This window comes from Caulobacter sp. CCH9-E1, assembly GCF_001556515.1.
Lineage (GTDB): Bacteria > Pseudomonadota > Alphaproteobacteria > Caulobacterales > Caulobacteraceae > Caulobacter.
The window spans coordinates 1-18,363 of sequence record NZ_LSJA01000369.1 but is presented as its reverse complement, the minus strand read 5'-3'; the positions used below and the strand labels follow the sequence as shown (position 1 = coordinate 18,363).

Below are 18,363 nucleotides of genomic sequence, written 5' to 3'. Positions count from 1 at the left end.
AGGAGATGAAACACGTCCGGGGCGCGCCCTACCATCCCCAGACCCAGGGCAAGATCGAGCGCTGGCATCAGACCCTGAAGAACCGCATCCTGCTGGAAAATTACTACCTGCCCGGCGACCTGGAAGCCCAGATCGGCGCCTTCATCGAGCACTACAACCACGCCCGCTACCACGAGAGCCTCGATAACGTGACCCCCGCCGACGCCTACTTCGGCAGGGCCGCCGACATCCTGCGCCGCCGAGCCAGCGTCAAGCGCCAGACCCTCGAACATCGGCGCTTGCAGCACCGCAAAATCGCCGCCTAAATCTCAAGCCCAGACGAGGCCAACCCTCCACTAAATCCGCAGCCCGGCTGTCCCAAAACTTCTGACGACGGACAGGAACCCAGCGGCGATGAGACCGAGCACACGGCTCATGGGATCGCGGAAGGCCCAAACGATCGGGTCATAATCGAGCTCGCCGCGCTGCGCGGTGAACCACAGTCTGAAGATCCACACCGACATGACCGCGCCGATCGCCCACAGCCCCCACGCGGCGTGTGTTCGGGCGGCGAAGCCGCCGTTCAAGGCCACGTAGAGCAAAAACACCACGACCGCGCCCATGCCCGCCCCTAGACCGGCGGAAAGGGTGAAGGGCCCAGTCCGAGGGCCGATAGCCCCTTCCCGGGGTCTCTCCCTGGTCGAGCTGCTTTCGGAGCTCGGTGTGCCGCTTGGCTAGGGCCAAGGACAGGAAGAAGAGGCCGCTGAACGCGAGGAACCACGGGCTGAGAGGCGCGCTCGTCGCCGCCCCGCCGGCGGCCAGGCGGAGCATGTAGAGCGCCCCCAAGACGAAGACGTCCATGACCGGCTCGCGCTTGAAACCCGAGGTGTAGGCCGTGGTGCCGACGATATAGACGACGACCATCAAGCCAAGATCCAGCGACCATCGTCGTCTCCCGGGCCGCCAAAGGCGCGCCCTGTCACGACGAGTACAACGCAAGGCCTGAAATACGGTTGAGGGACGTGGTTGCCGAGTGGCTGACGAAGAAGGTTTCCCATCGGCTAAAGCCCTAGGTTCTGTTGCTGCTGGATCTGCGTGTCCCGCTCCTTGGTGCGGGTTTTCGGGCGTTCCGCGCCGGCGCCGCCGGAGCTCGACATGCCTTTGTCCATGGACTTGGAGAACTCCTTGTCCTTCTCGGACGCGGTCGCTCCGGTCTTGGCGTCGTCCTTGCGAAGCTCGGCCTCCGCCCTCCGGATCTCGTCCAGGGCGACAAGCTTCTGGCCGTCCTGGCGGAGGATCAGCTGGGCCGTCCGCGACAGATCGTCGGTGATCATCTTGGCGTCCTCGGCGAGGCGCGAGCTCATCACGTAGAGGCGGGCCATGTTCGCCGCCTCGCCCAACTTGGACGACATCTCGAACACGACGCCCTTGAAGGTCGAGCCCTGGGCCCGGTCGGCCGTCATGGCGTAGCCGTAGCCGGAGAACCGCAGCGCCTCGTCGGTGGCCGAGAGTTTCTCGACTTTGCCCGCCATGGCGCCCTGGCCCTCGTGGCGGATCGTCACGGCCTTGCTGTCCATGGCCACGATGCTGAAGGCGCCGCCCCGCTCATAGCCGCGGTCCGAGAACCGCGCCTCCCAGACCATCCGATCGCCGGCGGCGATCGGGTGGGCGCGCTCGGTGAAGGTGGAAAAGGACGGGCTGCGGCGCGCGGCCTCGTCGTTAAGGTCGACCATCCGCTCGCGGCCCTTGTCGCTGCGGACCTTGAGCATGTTGTTGTCGCGATCGACCCCAACAATGGTCTCCACCATGTGGCGGGGCGTGGCCGCGCCCGCGAACGCGTCGTTCGACACGATCTTGTCGCCAAGCGCATAAAAGCGCGCATCGACCTGTTCGGCTCGGGACAGGTTCTTGGCGTAGAGGCGATCGACCTCGCGCTCGCTCCGCGACAGCGCTCCGCTATCCTGCAGCTGGTTTCGCAGCCTGGCCGAAACGAGGCCGCGCATGGCGTTGGTGGCAACAACGATCTGCGTGTCCCGCTGGGCCTGCATCTCGAGATAGGCGGACACCACGCGATCTGCGATGGCGGCCTGGTCGGCGTCGCGGCCCACGCTCTCGATGTTGGGGCGGAGAAGGGTCAACCCCTCCTTGAACTTCCCCTCCCCCATGCGCTGGACCGCATCGCGCAGGTGCGTCGGCGCTTGCGATTGGCGAAGGATCTCGTCCATCATCACCCGGTCGGCCTTACGGTCAATGATCGCCTTGAAAGGATTGCCCGCGCCGGGACCGCCCAGCTGGCCCCGGTCGCCCTGGAAGCGCACGGCTGGGATGCGCAGGCCGTCGACCACGTTGACCAGGCGGTACATCGTTTCGTTCGTGAGGGTCGAGGACTCGTCGACCATCAGGATCGTCTTGGCGAAATTGGCCCGTAGTCGCTCGAGCCTTTGGCCGCCGACTTCCATGGCCCGTTCCGCCTTGCGAAGGAAGCTCTCGACGGTCGCGGCCCCCACGCCCGCCTTGCGGATCTCCTCGGCGAAGCGGTGTTGGCTGGCGATGCCGAAGATGTGCAGACCGTGGCGCTCGGCGACGTCGTTGGTGACACGTAGCGCCGTGGTCTTGCCGACGCCGGCCAGACCTTCGACCACGGCGTAACGGTCCCTGGATTGCAACATGTGGCGCGCACCCGCCGCTTGTCCCTTGGTCAGGGAAAGGCCGGTCCGATCCTTGACGGCTTCGGGCCGCATCGCTTTGTCGAGCGCCGCGGCGGAGATCAGTTCGGGCGCCGCGCCGCGTCCGCGCTCGATCGCACCGACGATGGCGGTTTCGCGCACGAGCGTGCGAGCCGTTGTCACGCCCGCCATCCGCGTTCGGTCGGCCTCGACGATGTGACCGGCTTTGGCGAAGCGGTCGAACGAAGCTTCTAGGCGATCGTAAGTGACGCCGCCGTCCGAAGCTAAGAGCGCCTTCTGGAGGATGAGATGTTTACTGACAACGGCGTCGCGCTCCTCGGCCGATCGGAGGCCAAGAGAAACAACGGCCTGGGCCTCCTTGTCTGGATCGTTCGTAGCGCGGGCGTAAAGGTCGATCCGCGCATTCGAGCCGTTGTGGTCGCGAACCATCTTTCGCAACTTGGCGATAGCAGGATTGATGGCTCCGATGAGCTTGGCCGTCACGTCCTGTCCGCGTTCGAGTGTGCGGGCCGCGACCTGCTGTGCGAGCGCGCCGGGATCGACTTTCTCGGCGCGTTCCGACCATTCCTTCTGCAGGACCTCGCGCACGACATCGCCCTTGGTCTTGCGGGTCTGCTTCTGGATCATCGTGCGCTGTTCGTCGGAGACCGATGAGACGCCGCGTTCGGCGGCCAGGGCCTCGGCGCCGGCGTTGATCTCGCGACTGCGGCTACTGAACTCCTGGATGAGCTTCGTGCTCGTCCCGGCGATTTCCCATGCCAGTTCGCCCTTGCGTTCGATGCTGTAGCCTTCAGCCATCAGCCGCGATTGCAGCTCGCGCGCGCCCACGAGGGATGTGTTCTTCTGCCACTTGTACATGTGGCGTGTTTCGAGCGCGCCGAACTTCCCGGTTTCGGGGTTCTTGGTCACGTTGGCGATGGGGTTGTGGACGTGCAGGTGCGGATCCCCGCCGCGCGTCGTGACGTGCATCACGGAGCCATAGACAAGGTTCTTCGTCTGAACCTCCCGCACCGCCCCCTGCTCGTCGCGAACCCGGGTCACGGCGTGGTTGGCCTCGAGGTAGGACATCATCGCCTTGTTGGCCGCCATGACGTGGCCCTTCAGGCGGTCGGCCAGCTCGGGGTCATGCTTCTCGGCGGCGATCACCAGGAGCGTGACGGACTTGGGCACCGCGAAGGTGAAATCCCACCCCGCGTGATGCTTGGCCTTGTTCTCGCTGTCGGTAAGCGCGGGCCCGTTCGGGTCGGGATTTCGACCATCCAGGATGGCGCGTAGATCCTTGGCGTCGACCTTGCCCTTGAGCCCAAGATCGGCCGCGCCCTGGCCGCCCCATTCGAGGTTCGGCGCCCCCGCCTCGCCCTCGATGTAATAGTCATCCTTGGCGTAGTAATCGGCCGCGCCGGCCGCGCTGCGGATCCGCGAAGGCGTCATCATGACTGCGGCGTCCAGAAGCTGTCTGAGCCGTCGGGTTCGTCACGATCGCCAGTGCGGTCCTTGGATACGAACGGCCATGCGTCGGCCGGTCCTTTGCGTTGTCCTTCGCGGCCCTTCCAAACCGCGATCCCGTTGAGCGGGTTGGCCTGCTCCATGTCGCGGCGCACCCGGTCATAGAGCTGCATGAAGGCGCGCTGATGCTCCTGCTGGTCGAGCCTTGAGCGGTAGGCGTCGACCGCGAGTTTGCTGGTGCGATCGAGGTTTCCACTGGCGGCTAATTCGGGCAGGACGGGCTCGTTCGCGCCCGCCGGGTCAGTGGATCTTCCATCGCCTGGATTACGCTCGTCGGGCGTGACCATGCGCGGCCCGCCCTCGTCATTGGCCGCGACGCTCTCCGCCGGCGGCGCGGTCTCCTGGGGCTCAGCGGCTTCGGGCTCGGGAGCGTCCGGCTCGAAGATCTCTCCGGTCTTGGGATCGAACATCGGGCGGACGACAACGATCTCGCCCGTCTTGGGGTCGTACATCGGCCGAACTACGTTGTCGGCGGTCTCCTCCAGGGCTGGCGGCCCCTCCCCCGCTTCCCGCTCCATTTCAGCTTGGCGGATGAGTTCGCTGCTCTCCTGCAGCGCCTCCAGGAAGAGCTCCGTCGGGGTCGGTCCCGGGCGCTCTTCCATGCCCTCGGCGATCTTCGGGCGGGGCTTGTACCGGAACTTCAGGGTGGCGGCCGGGAACGCCTCGCCTTCCCGCGCCGAGGCCACCTTGATGAAGCCCTGCATGGCGGGCTGGTTCATCAGGTCTTCGGGCAGGGCGACGGGTTCTAGCTCTTCACTCGCGTTGATGTTCACGCCATCGCGCTGGGAGTTCGCCCCGAACGAAATGCTCTCGTCCACTCGACGCATCTGGGCGCGGCCGAGCTGGTCGCTCATGAACTTGGCGGTGTCGGGATCCTGGCAACGCAGGATCAGTTTGTGCGCGCACTGGCCGATGATCGTGGTGGCCGTCTCGTGGCCGTAGATGTCCTGGAGCTGGCTGAATTGCTGGAGGCCAAGCACCATGGCGCCGTTGTACTTGCGCAGGCGCACCGGGCCTGTCGCCAGGCTGTCGATCTGGCCGAGCGAGGAAAACTCGTCGAGCATCACCCACGTCTCGGGCCGGTTGTCCTCGGGTCGGCTGAGCAAGGCGCCGACCACCAATTCGACCCAGAACGACAACAGGGGACGCAGGCTGTCGATGTGCGTTTCGGGCGCCGAGAGAAAGAGGAAGCCGCCCTCGCCTTTCGGGGCGTTGACCCATTCGCGGATGGAGAAGGTCGAGCGGTCGCCGACCAGGTGCGTGAGGCTGTTGAGGCCCGTCATCAGCACGCTTTTGATCGCGGCGGCGGGCGTGCCGCGAACCAGCCACTCAAGCAGTTCGACCGGCCCGAAGAACATCTGCAGGAGGTCCTGCAGCGTCGCGTGGGGGAAGAGTTTCTTGAAGCGGTAGGTCGCCCAGACGAAAGTCTGTCGCGAGGTCTGAAGCCATTTCAGCTTCGGCACCTCGGCGTTCTTGTAGGTGCGCTCGACCCCGTCGAGACCCTTGATAGAGAGCTTGTCGGGAAGCGGGTGGCCTAGCTTGTCGAACAGGGCCGCCTGGACGCCCTGGAGACCGTACTCCTGCTCCAGGTCGGACGACGAATTATTGCCCAGCCAGAGGCACACCATGCCCCACACCAGGGACAGGATCACCAGGCGGCCGAGCACCTCCATGACCATGTCGACATTGTGGGAAAAGGTCTGGCCGCCGCGAAGCCAAGCCTCGCTCTTGCCGCGATGGATTCGAGCCATGATCGAACGTCCCTGAGCGAGAGGAGCTCAAGGGGCGTTCGGGCGCAGTCACAGGTCTGTTCTACCCGTCCTAGAAGGCCTCGAAAAGGGCCGTCAGACGGGGGTCGAGATCGTCAGGGTCCTCCCCGATCTCTGGCGGGCGTTCCGGCGGCTGACCAAACAGTGTGGCGGCGGCCTGATAGACGAACTTTTGCGCCGCCGCGAGCTCGTCCTTCGACATCGCCTTGCGGGAAAGATGGACCACCAGGGCGGCGCTGACGAACGACTGGAACGCCGCTTGCTGCGCGAAATACTGGTAGTTGTTCACGCCCCGCCGCGTGATCAGCATGTCCATGTAATCAGAGATCTTCATGCCGAGGCGTTCGGCGTCGATCCGGGCCCGGTCCGCTGTTTCGGGGTTGAGCTTGACGGCGAAGGTGATCTTCCCGTTGCGTCTTGCGCTATCGCCCATATCAGACCTTCCGACGCTTGGTGGGTTACCAAAGTAAACCACCTAACCCATTGATGGTCAACAAGAACCACTTTTGCGGTTATCCAAAGTAAACCATTACATGCAAAATTTTATTCCGATTGTTCAATAACTTAGAAAAAGCGCAGCTGTGCGTGACGTGCCCTATCCTTATGACGGACCGCCTGGCCTGACGGTCACGGGAAAAATGCGGGTTGTCAGGGTATTCGCCGTGGGCCTCGTGGCCTTACCAGCGCCAGCGAAATCCGCGCCCATAATCGACAGATGTGCCATGCGCGCGTCACCAGGTGAATGTCCATCGGGCAGTATCTTTAGGGCGTCCGCGATGAACAGAGCGCGTGAACTGGCGGCCACGGGTGCTCGGCTATTCGGTGCAGAAACCAGACCGACGTAGCCACGACCAAGATCCTGCTCGGCCGGCAGGAGACGGGCCGCGTGGAGCCGGGAGCGAACCCCAGACGTCGATCCTCGCCCCTCCGGCGAGGCCAGCCGGCCGAAGTTACGCCCCTGCCCTTCCGGTGCATAAGGGGGTCAGTTCAGTATGGCGATTATGCTCTCGGAGATCCGGTAGACCCCCTGCCCCAATCTCCTTACGCCAACACACATGAACAGCCAGCGCCACGTGGTTGGCCGTCCAGTTGGTCGGTGTACACAGGCCACGGCCCGGCCTGCCATATGACGGCAGGCCTAGCGGGCTTAAGCGGGTTCGCCGCCGCCCCCGCCACCGCCCTTGATCCGCCCGTCCGGCGGCTTCTCCGACGGTCCCGGCGCTTTCGGGTCCCGGTCCCCACCCTCTGGATCACGCCGCGGCTTGGACCTGATCCAACGAAGCCGCGGCGACGATCGATCTGAAGTTTTCGAGTATCTCGGGGTGCCGAACGGACAGGAACCGTTCGACCTCGCGCTTGGAAAGCAGCCGCTCCAGGAAACCGGCTGCGATCACCAGCAGGAGCATGTCGTCGCCATAGGTGGCCTCGAGCTCTTTGTAGTCGTGGGTGACGGACGCCATCTCCCGCTCCAGCAGCGCCATCTGCTCGGTAGTGAGCCCTGTGGCTTTCTTCAGGTCCTCGGGGCGATGCAGGTCCGCCGACTTGGTGGTCGCGAGCAGGGCCTTGGCGTAGTTGATGCTATAGTTGTTGGCCGACACCATCAGTTCGGCCACCTCAAGCTGCCGGATCGGCTTCATCTTCCGCAGCTTGCTGAAGGTATGCGTGCCGACCGGCTTGTCTTTCAGGAGCTCGGCGACGTCGGCGCTGATCCCGTTGAGCAGGTCCCTCCGCCGCCGAATTACCCCAACGTCGACGTCCAGCGCTCTGGCGAGTTTCTCTTCCGAGACGCCTCGATTCAGGGCGCGGACGATCATGTAGTGCTCTTGGATCGTCGCGAGGCGATTGACCCGCTTGTTGTAGGTAAAGCCCTCGTCGTCGGAGGCGATCAAGCAGCGCGCGTCCGTGGAGCCCTGATCGCGCAGGGCGCTTAAACGCACGTGACCGTCCAGGAGAAGATAAGGACCGCTGCCCTTGGCGCGCGAAACGACGAGCGGCTCCACAAGGCCCACGGTAGCCGGACATGGCGATCTATGAGGGCGCTCAATCTTGTAGACGTCAGATAGCGGGGATGGGGATGTTAGGCTGAGTGGGAATTCCACGCCTGAAGATTTCGCAAGTCTGAGCTACCACGGTAGGCCGCCATTGAAGAACTAGTGACCAATTTTGACGTATCGCTGCTGTAGGAAAGCAGCATGACACAGACCATCGATTCCGCCGGCGCCTTCGGCCTCTCTAAGTCGAAGATCACATCCTTCGAGCAATGCCCAAAGAAGCTGTGGCTTTCGACCCACCGCCCCGATCTAGCCGAACGGGCAGATGGCGCCGAGGCACGTTTTGCGATCGGCAACGCGGTGGGCGAGATTGCCTGTGCGCTCCATCCGAGCGGGGTAATGGTCGATCCACCGTCACTGTCCGAAGCGGTCGCACAGACATCATCTCTGATCGCTAACAGGCATCCAGGCCCGATTTTCGAGGCGACCTTCGAGCACGATGGTGTGCTGGTGCGGGTTGATCTGCTGGAACGGCTCGCGTCCGGGGGATGGTCAGCTGCGGAGGTCAAGAGCTCGGGCGAGGTCAAGGATTATCATCGCAGCGATCTCGCCACGCAAGTTTGGGTGATGCGCGAGGCGGGAGTTGATCTGACGCGCGCTGCTATCCGCCATATCGACACAAGCTTCGTGTTGTCGCGGGAGGGCGATTACGCTGGACTGTTCACTGACGTCGATTTGCTCGGCGAACTGGAAGGCGCCATCGCCAGCCGCCCAGCATTGGTGGCCGAAGCACGCTCTATTTTGTCCCGTGGCGAGCCTTCGCGCGACATGGGCGATCATTGTAACAAACCTTTCGCTTGCGAGTTCGCCGCCTATTGCAGCCGCCACCTTCAGCCCGGGCCTGAATGGCCCGTGACCGTGCTTCCCCACGGCGGCGGCAAGCCCTGGTTGGAGCGCGGGATCGATAACCTGCTTGATCTGATCGAAGCCGATCTCACCGACAAGCAGGCAAGGGTCCTCGCCGCGACCCGTGACGGCGTGCCATTCCACGACGCTGAGGGTGCTCGCAAGGCAATGGCCGCATGGGGTTGGCCGCGCGCCTGGCTCGACTTCGAGACCGTGGCTCCGGCGATTCCGCGGTGGGTCGGGACTAGACCTTTCCAACAGATCCCGTTCCAGTTCTCGCTCCATCTCGAGCAGCACGACGGGCGCATAACCCATCATGAGTTCCTGAACGTCGACGGTAACGATCCCCGACGAGCGTGCGCTGAGGCGCTGATCGAGCTCATCCCTGAAGGCGCGACGATCATCGCCTATTTTGCGTCCTTCGAGCGTGGCGTGCTTCGCGAGCTGGCGGAGGCTTTTCCTGATCTTACTTCGCGCCTCGAGGCGATGGCCGAGGCTACAGTCGATCTCCTGCCGGTCGCCCGCAACCACTGGTATCACCGTGACCAGCGCGGCAGCTGGTCCATCAAGGCGGTGCTACCCACTATTGCATCCGAACTCGACTATGGCGCTCTCGCAGTGAAGCACGGGGGCGATGCACAGGCGGCATGGTTCGAGGCTGCGGATCCGGCCTGCGATCCCGAGCGGCGCAAGGCGCTGGAAGAGGGCCTCAGGGCCTATTGTGCGAGAGATACATGGGCGATGGTCACCGTCGCACGAGCTTTGGCTGGCGGCTGAGGGAACAGTTCACATCCGATATGGCGCTGTTCACAGGGCTTATCGGCTCATCACGACCAAGATGGCCATGCCTGCGCCAAAGATGATCGAAAACCCAAGGATTTGCCATCGGGTGCTTTCGCGGATGATGGCGCAAAGCTCCTCGGTATGTTTCTCGAATATCCGATCCAACTCCGTCTTGGGCATATCGTCCTCCGACATCGTCTCACTTTACGAAGTCTGCGCTGACCGAGCCCCGCGATCAAGATCGGCGCGCCGAGGGCGCCATCTGTGGGTAAAGTGGATCTGGCCACGCCCCCGACGTGCTCGGGCGAACACTCCGGGCCTCCTTGACGCCAAGTCGCCAGGGCTGAATGCGCAGGATGTTTAGGCGCCGAAATCCTGGCTCCGCGGGCTCTGGTGGGGCTGGTCGGTTGCCGTAGTAGACCCAGAGCTTGAGGGCCTCCTCCCCTACCCTGCCGAGCTTGAGGGCTGACTCATGCCTCCAACAGCTGTCGATCTCGAAGATGATGGGTTTCTCCAAAAAGCCGTCGTTGTTGGCCGGCTCGTGCGTCCAGACGACATCGAACCGTCCCTGGGCGATGAAGCGCCGGTGGCCTGTTCCGACCTCGATTTGGGATCGGTAGCCAAGACCAACGCCTAATGCATGCAGCCGCATCTGCAGCATGTAGTGGCGGGCTTCCTTGGTGATCCCCGGCATGAGCGGCGCCGCCAGCGATCGGTCGATGAGGTGGACGAGCGGCTTGGGGAGTTGGAAATCGGCGTCGACAGCCGGCCAGTAGTTGATCGGACCGATACGACGCGAGAGAGATTTTGACATGGCTGGGAGGCCTTTGCAGGTGCGATTGGATGCACCCCTCCCCGCCCTCCCCTTCTTCTTTCAAGTGAAGTTAGTGGGCCCTGCGTCCGTTCTTGTCGTATAGCTGTGGTAGGATCATGGCCGCGATAGGCCGTTCCTCCACCGCGCCTCAAAGGAAGTCCAAATGGACCATGAGCTGTATCGGCGAGACGCAACCCGCAACATGGCCCGCTTCTATGGCCTAACGGTTGTTCCCGGCCTTTTTGGCCAGACGGGGCTCTGTCGGACATGGGGCCGCATTGGGGCTCGAGGCGGGCGCTCTATCGTGGAATGGTTCGCAACGCCGGGCGCCGCGGAGGCGCGGCTGGAGGATTTGCGTCGCCAGAAACTTCGACGCGGATATCAACCCGCCCCGTCCGCGTGGTGAATCTGGCTCATCGGTACGAGACACGGATAGAAGGCCTGTTGGAGCCTCTCCCGCCGATCGTCTTAGAGCCAAATGAGCCTTCTTCTAATGGCGGCTCCAACGTTTCCAAGTCGAGGGATATGATCCCAGGCTGGGCGGCCACGAACGTCTTTTGCGCGTTGATCTACTTGGTAACCAGCTACGGACTGGTTGCTTTATGGTGGCCGCTTGGTTGGCTGGTTTTCATGCTGACAGTGGTCGTTGAGGGCGTTCGAGCTCATGAGCTTTTGCATCCGCGACCAATTTGGGGTGCGGTGCCGCTCTCTCTCCGCGAGCGCACGATTGGGGCTGTTGTCCTGCTGACGGGTCCTGCAATAGCGCTTGTCGGATGTGTGGCCGCGAGCATGCGCGCCTGAGCTCAGCGCGGAACGTCCTTTTGCGACCTAATCTTCCCTTCAGATCTTTCGACATCTCATGGGCGTTAGAGGGTTAGAGAAGAAAAAGTTTAAGAGTTAAGGGCGGCTTCAGCGCGCTAATGGTCCAGAATCCAAGGAAGAATCTATCCACAGCGTTCCTGGAGTATCGGGCTTTCGTTCCTGATGTATCGAGCGTGGCGTTCCTGGAGTGTCGATAGGCTGTTCCTGAGGTGTCGTCTTGCGTTCCTGATGTGTCGAAGCCTGGCAAAGTTAGGTCAATCGAACACGCGGGCAAATCGCGATTGAATCACTTTGCCACGTTCCCCTAGAAAAAACGTTCAGTCGCTAGCGCTGCGTGCCGTGGTGGGCGGCTCCGCTCGCCCCGCCGTCCAGCACCGCACGACATTTCGGGAACGGTTGGTGTGAGGTCGGGCCGCAAAGCACCCTCCCCGGACGAGCCGGCCGCTAGCTAACCGCGCAGTTGGTGGCGGTTTTTTTCGTGGTAGCGGCGCACAAAGCCGATGAAGGCGCTCTGATAACGGTCGGGCTGACGCTCATCCTGACCATGGAGCCAGGTCTGAAACTCCCTATGCAGGGCGTGGAAATCCCAGCCTCTGTAGTGCTCACGAAGGTGGGCCAATGTCTCATCGGTCAAGTAGCCACGCGGCTCCAGTTCCACGGGTCTGGGCGTGGACGTCGTAAAGCCAGTTTTCTTCGGAGCGGCCGCATTCTCCGGCGTCTTGCTCACGGGCTTTGCCTTTTCGACGGACTTTCGCCGAATGCGTAGTAGGGGCTCCTTGGAGGTGACCGCTGGCTCAAGCGAGAGTTCATAGCCCGGGATAGGGTTTTCCCGGACCAGCGCGGTCATTTCAAACTTGAACCGGCGATACTGGCCTTCGGCGCCAGATTTTTCAAAGAGCGTCGGAAGGGCGATCGCAAAGCCGTCCTCCCCTGCCCCGCCAGCGTGCTTGCGAGCGACTTTGTAGAGCCAGCGCTCGCGTCCCCCTGTGATTGAGAAGTAAGACCGATCAATCGACAAAACCCCACCGGCCATCAGGACGCCGTCGTAGAACCAACTCGATAGCGCGATCGAGATCCCGCGCGAGCGATCGGTCTTTTCATCGACCAATTGGCTCCAGCTATCGAGCCAGGAGAAGGTCGCCTCTCGCCTTTGATCCGCCCGGATGTTGGTCTTAACCGTGGTCGATTGCAGGCGGTCGAGCGCAGCCCCCAAGAGCTCGTATGAGCGGCCCGTGACGGGACGGCCGATACTCCGCAGAATGTCATAGGGCATGACCTTCAGGACGCGAGGGATCTCATTGACCCGGCGCTCCTTCAAATCGTTCAGGACGCTGGCGCAGTAGATCAGGATATCGGCGTCCCAGATGGTCGCCATGCCGTAATCAGGATTGGCCGAAACGTGGACCCAGACCTTCCCGTCGGGAGAGGTGTAGTCGATCGGTTTGGTGCGCTTGCTTTTCGAAAGGCTGAAGAAGGGCCTTTCCATCATCTCGCGCTGATCTCGGAGATTCAGATCAGCCAGATAGGGCAGAAACAGGTCGATCTGCTCCACGGCCCCCTTGCTCGTATTGCTAGCCATGATGCTCGACCGTTCCAGACAAGCGCGCCGTCTCTCTTCCCTCGCCGCGAGTTTCCCTGGGGAAACTTCCTTCACCCATGCCCACGCCACCCTGGCGGGCCGCGAACAAAGTTTCCCCGGGGAAACTTTTGAGGCCTAGTCGGCGAAGCCTCGGCCGCGCGACCGCAGAAAAGCCAAGGCTTGCTCCACCAGGCTCAACAGTTCGGCCTCGCTTGCGCCTGACCCCGCGTGGATCCGAAGCGTCGCACCGTTCCTATTGGCGGAAAGCACAGACAAAGCCCGTCGACCATGCACCGAGTCGGCTGCGAACAGCGACTCCTGCTCTTGGCTAGGCGATTGTGCGGCCTTGATGAGGGCGTCTGAGACTTCAGCGGCGCCTAGTGGTGGCTGCCCCGTGTCCAGCCGCGAACGCTGCTCCTGCTTGAGCCGGGCCGCTTCCTTCTGCATCCGCTTCAAGGCGGTTGGGTCAGCTTGCGAGACCGCCTTGATGCGTTGGGCGAGCGGGTAGCAAGTTTTCAGCTGGATATCGCCAAGCCCTGAGAATGCTGAAACAGCCCAGTCAGGGATATCCGCGACCGAGAGCATCTTGGAGAGCCAGCCTTTGGATAGGTTGAGGCGTTCAGCCATCCGGATCTGCCGGTCGCCGTAATAGCTCTTCAATGCGTCGCGATAGTTCCTCGCTCGTTCAAAATCCGAGACGTCTTTGCGCGCCCGGTTCTCAAGGTCCGCGAGCCGAAACGCGCTCTCATCATCGAGCGACTGCACCTGGGCCAGAAGCTGTAAATCAGGGTAGCTATTGGCCCGCAGCCAGCTGATGGACCAGTGCCGTCGGGTTCCAGCAATGAGCTCGTAATCATGCTGCGGGTCGTCTGACACGCGCCTTACGACCACCGGCACTTTCTGACCGCCCTCGGCCAGGATAGAGTCGATCAAATCACGACAGGCCGCCTCGTTCAGGCTTTGCTGATGCCGCGCGTTGCCCACCCAGATCCGCACGCGCGCTGGGTCGAGCAGAAGCTGGGTGACCTGTTTAACCTCGCCCGCCGCGATCCGGGCCAAGGCGGACTCTCGCGCGAGCAAGGTCATACCTGGCGCGGTACGTGCAGAGGAGAGGGGAGGGGAGATCGGATCGGGACTGCTCACGGCCGCCGGCTGGGGCGCGGACGTCACCGGCTCCGCCGCGGGCTCCACAGCGGCCGGATCAGGGCCAAGAAGGGAATTCAGGTAGTCGGATTGGCGTTTGGACATCGTGCTTCCTCCAGACGCCTCAGGCGGTCACTGCGGCCAGCGAGGGGGCTGGTTGGACCAAGGGACGACCCCAGCGGCGGCGGACAAGCTGTTCCACCTGCGAAAGCGCTTCATCAAGATTGGAGCGGCAGCGCTTGTGGGTCCTTGGCGTTCCGATCGGCCTTTCCAGTTCATACACCGTCATCATCCGAAGAGCGGCGTGACTGATCTCAGCCGACTCGAGGATGGGGATGGGCAGAAGGGCGGGACCAAAGGCCTGATCCATGACGCGCTGGACCATGTCTTGGCTGGGGTCATTGGCGTTGAACTTGGAGCATATCAGCCGGCAGAAGTCGTACTCGACGGTGATGCCTGCTGCGGTGAGCTGACCGATGACCTGGTCCATCATCGACAGAAACTGAACGGTCGAGCAGAAATCTGGCGTCGTCGCCGCCAAGGGGACCAAGAGCGCATTGGCCGCCTGCATGACGGCAAGCGAAATTGTCCCCAGCGCCGGCGGTGGATCCAGCAGAACCACGTCGTAGTCCTGGGCCAGTTCAAAGAGACCCTCGCGGAGCTTCCGGAACCGTGAGGCCAGAACCCCGCCACCGCCAGTTCCCGCCGCGGCGAGCTCATATTCGATGTCGAACATCTGCAGGTTCGAGGGGATAAGGTCGACGTTTGGCCACACGGTTTTTTTAACCGCATAGGCCAGATCGTCTTGGGTGGGCTCTATCGACAGGTACGGATAGAGGGTCTCCTCCCGCCGTATGGCGAAGTGAGGGTTGAAGCCGAAGAGCGTCGTGGTCGTGGCCTGGCTATCGCAGTCGACCACGAGCACGCGATAGCCAGCGACGGCGAGATAGTGAGCCAGGTGCGTCGTAACCGTCGACTTCCCAACGCCGCCCTTAAAATTCTGAACCGTGATTATGGACGGTGGATCGTTAGGCCCACGTCGCGGTGAGGCGCCCAAGACCTGCCGCATGTTCAAGAGGGCGGGGATATCATAGCCAATCCGGCGACCGCTCTCGGACTCAGGCGGGGAGGGGAGGCGACCATCTTGTTCGGCCATCCGGATTCGATTGGACGAGCATCCCAGTAGCTCGGCGGCCTCAGCGATGCCGATACGAACATCCAAGCTCTTGGTCTGCCCGGGGAGAAACGCTGTTCGACGAAGCCGCTCAACCATTTGCTCGCCGGCGTTGGCCAATTGGCCAATCCGATCCGCTTCGGTCACGATCGAATCCATTTGTCGCCGTCCCCACTGTGAATCGCCAAACCTGGGCTGAGAGAGCAGGTTTGAATGAATTTAGCCAAAAACAAAGATGAAAACTTTCATCCAGGCGTATGGTAAATAAATCCTAAACGAGCAGCCGGCTGTCGGGCCCCACCTCGTCAATGTGTGAGAGCCTCCCGTGGCCAGCACGTCGCGGCGCGCGCCACGGCGTAAGGGGCGTGCAAGCACTTGGGCTAAGTGCCCAGCGCGGGGGAGAGGCCCTATCAAAGAGCGCTCTGTCGTCTATGTGTCCGATATTCACGACCCAATCGGCGGGCGGGCCATGGCTGACGCGACCCTAACTTAGGTCAAGAACGCCGAAACAACTGACCGGTGGGCGGACTGAATTTCGCTTTGGGACGCCCGGCTAACGCCGGCCTCGTTGGCGAAGCGCGTCCAGTCCGCCACGGCGGCGCGGACCTCATCGATGATGGTGTCGATCAGCCTATCGTGCAGACCATGGCGACGTCCGAGGCTGCGGACCTGGTCGCGGGTCGGGTTTTTGCCCTCGCCCTCGATGTCGAGGTAGTGCTCGCCGCCCGGCCCCGTCGAATAGGTCAGGTCATAGGCTGGAGCGAGCCGCCACTCCCCGGCCTCGTCCATCAAATAGCTGTGCTGCCGCGTATGATCATCCCGATTGCTGGAAAGAACATTGAAGACCATGCGCCGGAAGGCCGCGTGCAGGTCGTCAGCGTGGCGGGTGATGGCCAGTGTCGCGCGCAGGAAGAGATCGTAGCTTGCGGGCGTGCGCCAAGGCGCCTCGACCGCGCCGCTCAACGAGACCATGTGCAGGCGCCGACCAGGCTCTGGGCGATCGAAACGGCGGGTGGCGAAATAGCCGGGCCCCGTCTTTGACGGCAGCAGCCGATAGGGGGCCATGGCCAGACCGGCGGCCACGGCCATGGCCGCATAGGCCGCTTCGATGGGACCGATGTCGGGAGGATCGTTGGTCGCGGCGAACTTGACGATCCAGGCCTCGTGGCCGGCGGCGGTCTCGCCTTCTGAGACCGAGACCCGCCCTTCGGCGTCGAACCCGACGTGAACCTTGGGCCGGGCGCCGCCCGAGCCGCCCGCCAGGGTGGCCAAGGTGTCGGCCAGCGCGCCTTCGTGGCCAGTCAGGATCGCGGTCGACTCGGCGGCCAGGGCGTCGAGATCGAGGCTTTCGACCTCCGGCGGCGGCGCGGTCGCCGGGCGGTAGGTGAGGGCGCCGCGGCCGTGGTCGCCGACCAGGGCGAGCCGATCCAGGGCGCTTAGCGTCTCGATAGCGACGCCCAGCTTGCTCAAGCGTCGCCGCATGACGAGGAAGCCCCAGCCTTCAGGCAGGCTGTCAGCGAGAAAACCGTGCAGACCTTCAAACTCCCGGCCGCGCGCGGGATGCAAGCCGGGTTCGGGCGGATAGAGTAGGGCCGAAACGGGGAGAGGCGCGGCGACCAGCTCCGGCGACCATTCCAGCTGCGCCAGGCCGCCGGCCATGGCCAGCCGGCCGACGGGGAGGGGGGGCTGGCCCTCGCCAAAGACCAGGTTGGCGGCCAGCGGGGTCCCGGGCGCAAGCTTCATGGGCGCGGAGCCTTCGCAGGTCGTGACCTGGGCGCCCGCACACGCGCCGGCCGTGTCCCGGCGTCGGCGGCCTGCTGCGCCAGGAGCGCATCGAGGCTGCTGGCCGCAGGGAGGGGAAACAATCCGCTCAGCGCATCTTCGCAGCGCAGGGCGACAGCGGCCTTGACCATGTCCTCCAGCGAGGCTTGACCTTCGTTCTCCAAACGCCGCCAGGTCCGGTAGGCGACGCCGGCCCGTTGAGCGGCCTCCAGCTGGGGCCAGCCCAAGGCGACTCGTCGCGCCTTAATGCGCCCAGCGAGGTCTTGCAGGATTTCGGATGGCGTCTTTAGCACTGTCCATAAATGGACAGTTACCATGCACTTTGCAAGTTAATTGTCCAAACCTGGACTGCCGATAGGTCGCGGGCGAATTATTGCCCCACGCGGAATAGCGATCGCGTCACATGGGTCAAAGCAGCGAAGACGAAGCAGGCGAGAACTCGCGTTCCCTAGGCACGGTCTTCGTCGCCGGGAATTTTAAGGTCGTAGTCGTTTCTGAGCATATCGATGATGCGCACCAGAGCCCGGTGAATACTCAGCTCGTTGGCTCCAAACTTGTAATGACAGGTGATCAGCGCTTCGGGCTCCAGGTCATCAGTTCGGGCCTTGCGCTTCTCTTCCTGGCCATTGCGAATGTAAGTCACGGGATAACGGAACGCGCGGCCCTCGCCCTCCCAAACACCCCAGGCGCTATAGTTCTGAATGTTGGCGTTGTAGCATTCTGACCCGATGATTGACTCCATCCGGACGAGGAGATCACGGATAGGCCCCACCTTCGCGCGTGTGCGCTGGACGTAGCGATAGGCTTCTACCGCTTGCTGGACGTCTTCAAGCTGGGACGCAAACCAGTCGTGTTCGACACGGGCTTTACGCTTCTGCTCTGTGACGAAGCCAACCGGCACATCTTCCGGTGCGAAGGCTGCCAAGGTGTTGAAGGCATCGACCTCTTCCGAGACGAAGCTGACGATGTCCTGCCAGGATTGGTAGTATTCGTGGGCTTCTTTGAGGATCGCCGCTTTTTGCTCAAGCGCCCCTCCGAAATCGAGCTTGGCAAGCTTGCGGTAAGCCGTCGCTTCCGCATCGACCATATATTGTTGCATTTCCGGGCTGTCGGGCCACTCGGCGCTAGCGACACGCCTGATTTCTAGAAATATCTCAGGGGGTATCTTGTCGGCCATTTGCATGCTCAATTTTATATCACGGCGTACCGGTTCGGGCTCAGCAGTGCCGGTCGTTCAAGGATCGATGACACGCAGGCGTATCATCCGGCTGCAGCCACTTCAGCTCGTGCGACAAGGTCAAGCCTGGGCAGATCCAGCAGCCCAGGCGTTGGCAATTCCAAAAGCCTGGAACCTTTGATGAGTACGGCGAGGCCTGCCACATCTGGTTGGGCGCCGTGGTCTTGTCGGTGAACGCCTTGGCGGCCTTC

At 62.8% G+C, this 18,363-nt stretch carries 17 protein-coding genes and 1 pseudogene; 3 read left to right on the top strand and 15 right to left on the bottom strand.

Annotation, left to right across the window (positions count from 1 at the left end; all coding sequences use genetic code 11):
• On the top strand, window positions 1-305 hold a 305-nt coding region (locus tag AX690_RS20845; protein WP_156449748.1), incomplete at its 5' end, for an integrase core domain-containing protein.
• Here AX690_RS20845 and AX690_RS24330 read toward each other — a convergent pair.
• The 6 genes and pseudogenes from AX690_RS24330 to AX690_RS20820 all read right to left on the bottom strand — a co-directional run.
• Window positions 302-382: pseudogene (locus AX690_RS24330) on the bottom strand (hypothetical protein); the annotation flags it as partial. The gene AX690_RS20845 and the pseudogene AX690_RS24330 overlap by 4 nt on opposite strands.
• Window positions 383-444: 62 nt before the next feature.
• Window positions 445-906, bottom strand: coding sequence for a hypothetical protein (locus AX690_RS24325; RefSeq protein WP_369798237.1), 462 nt, complete (start codon window positions 904-906; stop codon window positions 445-447).
• Window positions 907-1,040: 134 nt separating this feature from the next.
• Window positions 1,041-4,100: a MobF family relaxase gene (mobF, locus tag AX690_RS20835; protein ID WP_066683808.1), complete on the bottom strand. Its 3,060-nt coding sequence runs from the start codon at window positions 4,098-4,100 to the stop codon at window positions 1,041-1,043.
• Entirely contained in the window at window positions 4,097-5,923 is a 1,827-nt protein-coding gene (locus AX690_RS20830) for a type IV secretion system DNA-binding domain-containing protein (RefSeq protein WP_066683813.1), read from the bottom strand. The genes mobF and AX690_RS20830 overlap by 4 nt, the downstream gene beginning before the upstream one ends.
• 70 nt (window positions 5,924-5,993) lie before the next feature.
• The gene (locus AX690_RS20825) at window positions 5,994-6,374 is read right to left on the bottom strand and encodes a hypothetical protein (protein ID WP_066683814.1); all 381 of its coding nucleotides are present in this window, start codon (window positions 6,372-6,374) and stop codon (window positions 5,994-5,996) included.
• A gap of 817 nt (window positions 6,375-7,191) precedes the next feature.
• Window positions 7,192-7,941 (bottom strand): plasmid partitioning protein RepB C-terminal domain-containing protein, encoded by a 750-nt coding sequence (locus AX690_RS20820; RefSeq protein ID WP_231732266.1) that lies wholly within the window; start codon window positions 7,939-7,941, stop codon window positions 7,192-7,194.
• A 192-nt stretch (window positions 7,942-8,133) separates the two neighbouring features.
• Here AX690_RS20820 and AX690_RS20815 point away from each other — a divergent pair, with 192 nt between their 5' ends.
• The gene (locus AX690_RS20815) at window positions 8,134-9,615 is read left to right on the top strand and encodes a DUF2779 domain-containing protein (protein ID WP_066683817.1); all 1,482 of its coding nucleotides are present in this window, start codon (window positions 8,134-8,136) and stop codon (window positions 9,613-9,615) included.
• Between the two features lie 39 nt (window positions 9,616-9,654).
• Here the strand turns inward: AX690_RS20815 and AX690_RS23100 are convergent, their stop codons facing one another.
• Entirely contained in the window at window positions 9,655-9,801 is a 147-nt protein-coding gene (locus AX690_RS23100) for a hypothetical protein (RefSeq protein WP_156449747.1), read from the bottom strand.
• Between the two features lie 55 nt (window positions 9,802-9,856).
• Window positions 9,857-10,435 carry a hypothetical protein gene (locus tag AX690_RS20810; RefSeq protein ID WP_066683818.1) on the bottom strand — a complete coding sequence of 193 codons (579 nt, stop codon included), beginning with the start codon at window positions 10,433-10,435 and terminating at the stop codon, window positions 9,857-9,859.
• 163 nt (window positions 10,436-10,598) lie between these two features.
• Between AX690_RS20810 and AX690_RS22520 the strand changes: the two genes are divergently transcribed.
• Window positions 10,599-10,841: a WGR domain-containing protein gene (locus AX690_RS22520; protein ID WP_082769792.1), complete on the top strand. Its 243-nt coding sequence runs from the start codon at window positions 10,599-10,601 to the stop codon at window positions 10,839-10,841.
• Between the two features lie 864 nt (window positions 10,842-11,705).
• On the opposite strand, the gene AX690_RS20805 is transcribed toward AX690_RS22520, so the two are convergent.
• From AX690_RS20805 to AX690_RS23790, 7 genes are all read right to left on the bottom strand, one after another.
• Window positions 11,706-12,809 (bottom strand): replication initiator protein A, encoded by a 1,104-nt coding sequence (locus AX690_RS20805; RefSeq protein ID WP_231732265.1) that lies wholly within the window; start codon window positions 12,807-12,809, stop codon window positions 11,706-11,708.
• A gap of 162 nt (window positions 12,810-12,971) precedes the next feature.
• On the bottom strand, window positions 12,972-14,084 hold the full coding sequence (locus AX690_RS20800; protein WP_066680312.1) for a ParB/RepB/Spo0J family partition protein: 1,113 nt from the start codon (window positions 14,082-14,084) through the stop codon (window positions 12,972-12,974).
• Between the two features lie 19 nt (window positions 14,085-14,103).
• Window positions 14,104-15,312, bottom strand: a complete 1,209-nt coding sequence (locus AX690_RS20795; protein ID WP_066680313.1) for an AAA family ATPase — start codon at window positions 15,310-15,312, stop codon at window positions 14,104-14,106.
• Window positions 15,313-15,642: 330 nt separating this feature from the next.
• Window positions 15,643-16,896 (bottom strand): type II toxin-antitoxin system HipA family toxin, encoded by a 1,254-nt coding sequence (locus AX690_RS20790; protein ID WP_066680316.1) that lies wholly within the window; start codon window positions 16,894-16,896, stop codon window positions 15,643-15,645.
• A complete protein-coding gene (locus AX690_RS22515) occupies window positions 16,893-17,252 on the bottom strand; it encodes a helix-turn-helix domain-containing protein (RefSeq protein ID WP_231732264.1) in 360 nt (119 codons plus the stop codon). Before AX690_RS22515 ends, AX690_RS20790 begins: the two co-directional genes overlap by 4 nt.
• 131 nt (window positions 17,253-17,383) lie before the next feature.
• Complete coding sequence (locus AX690_RS20785; RefSeq protein WP_066680318.1) at window positions 17,384-18,112, bottom strand: hypothetical protein; 729 nt, start codon at window positions 18,110-18,112, stop codon at window positions 17,384-17,386.
• 40 nt (window positions 18,113-18,152) lie between these two features.
• Window positions 18,153-18,363: hypothetical protein (locus AX690_RS23790; protein WP_231732263.1), on the bottom strand; the 211-nt coding region annotated here is incomplete at its 5' end.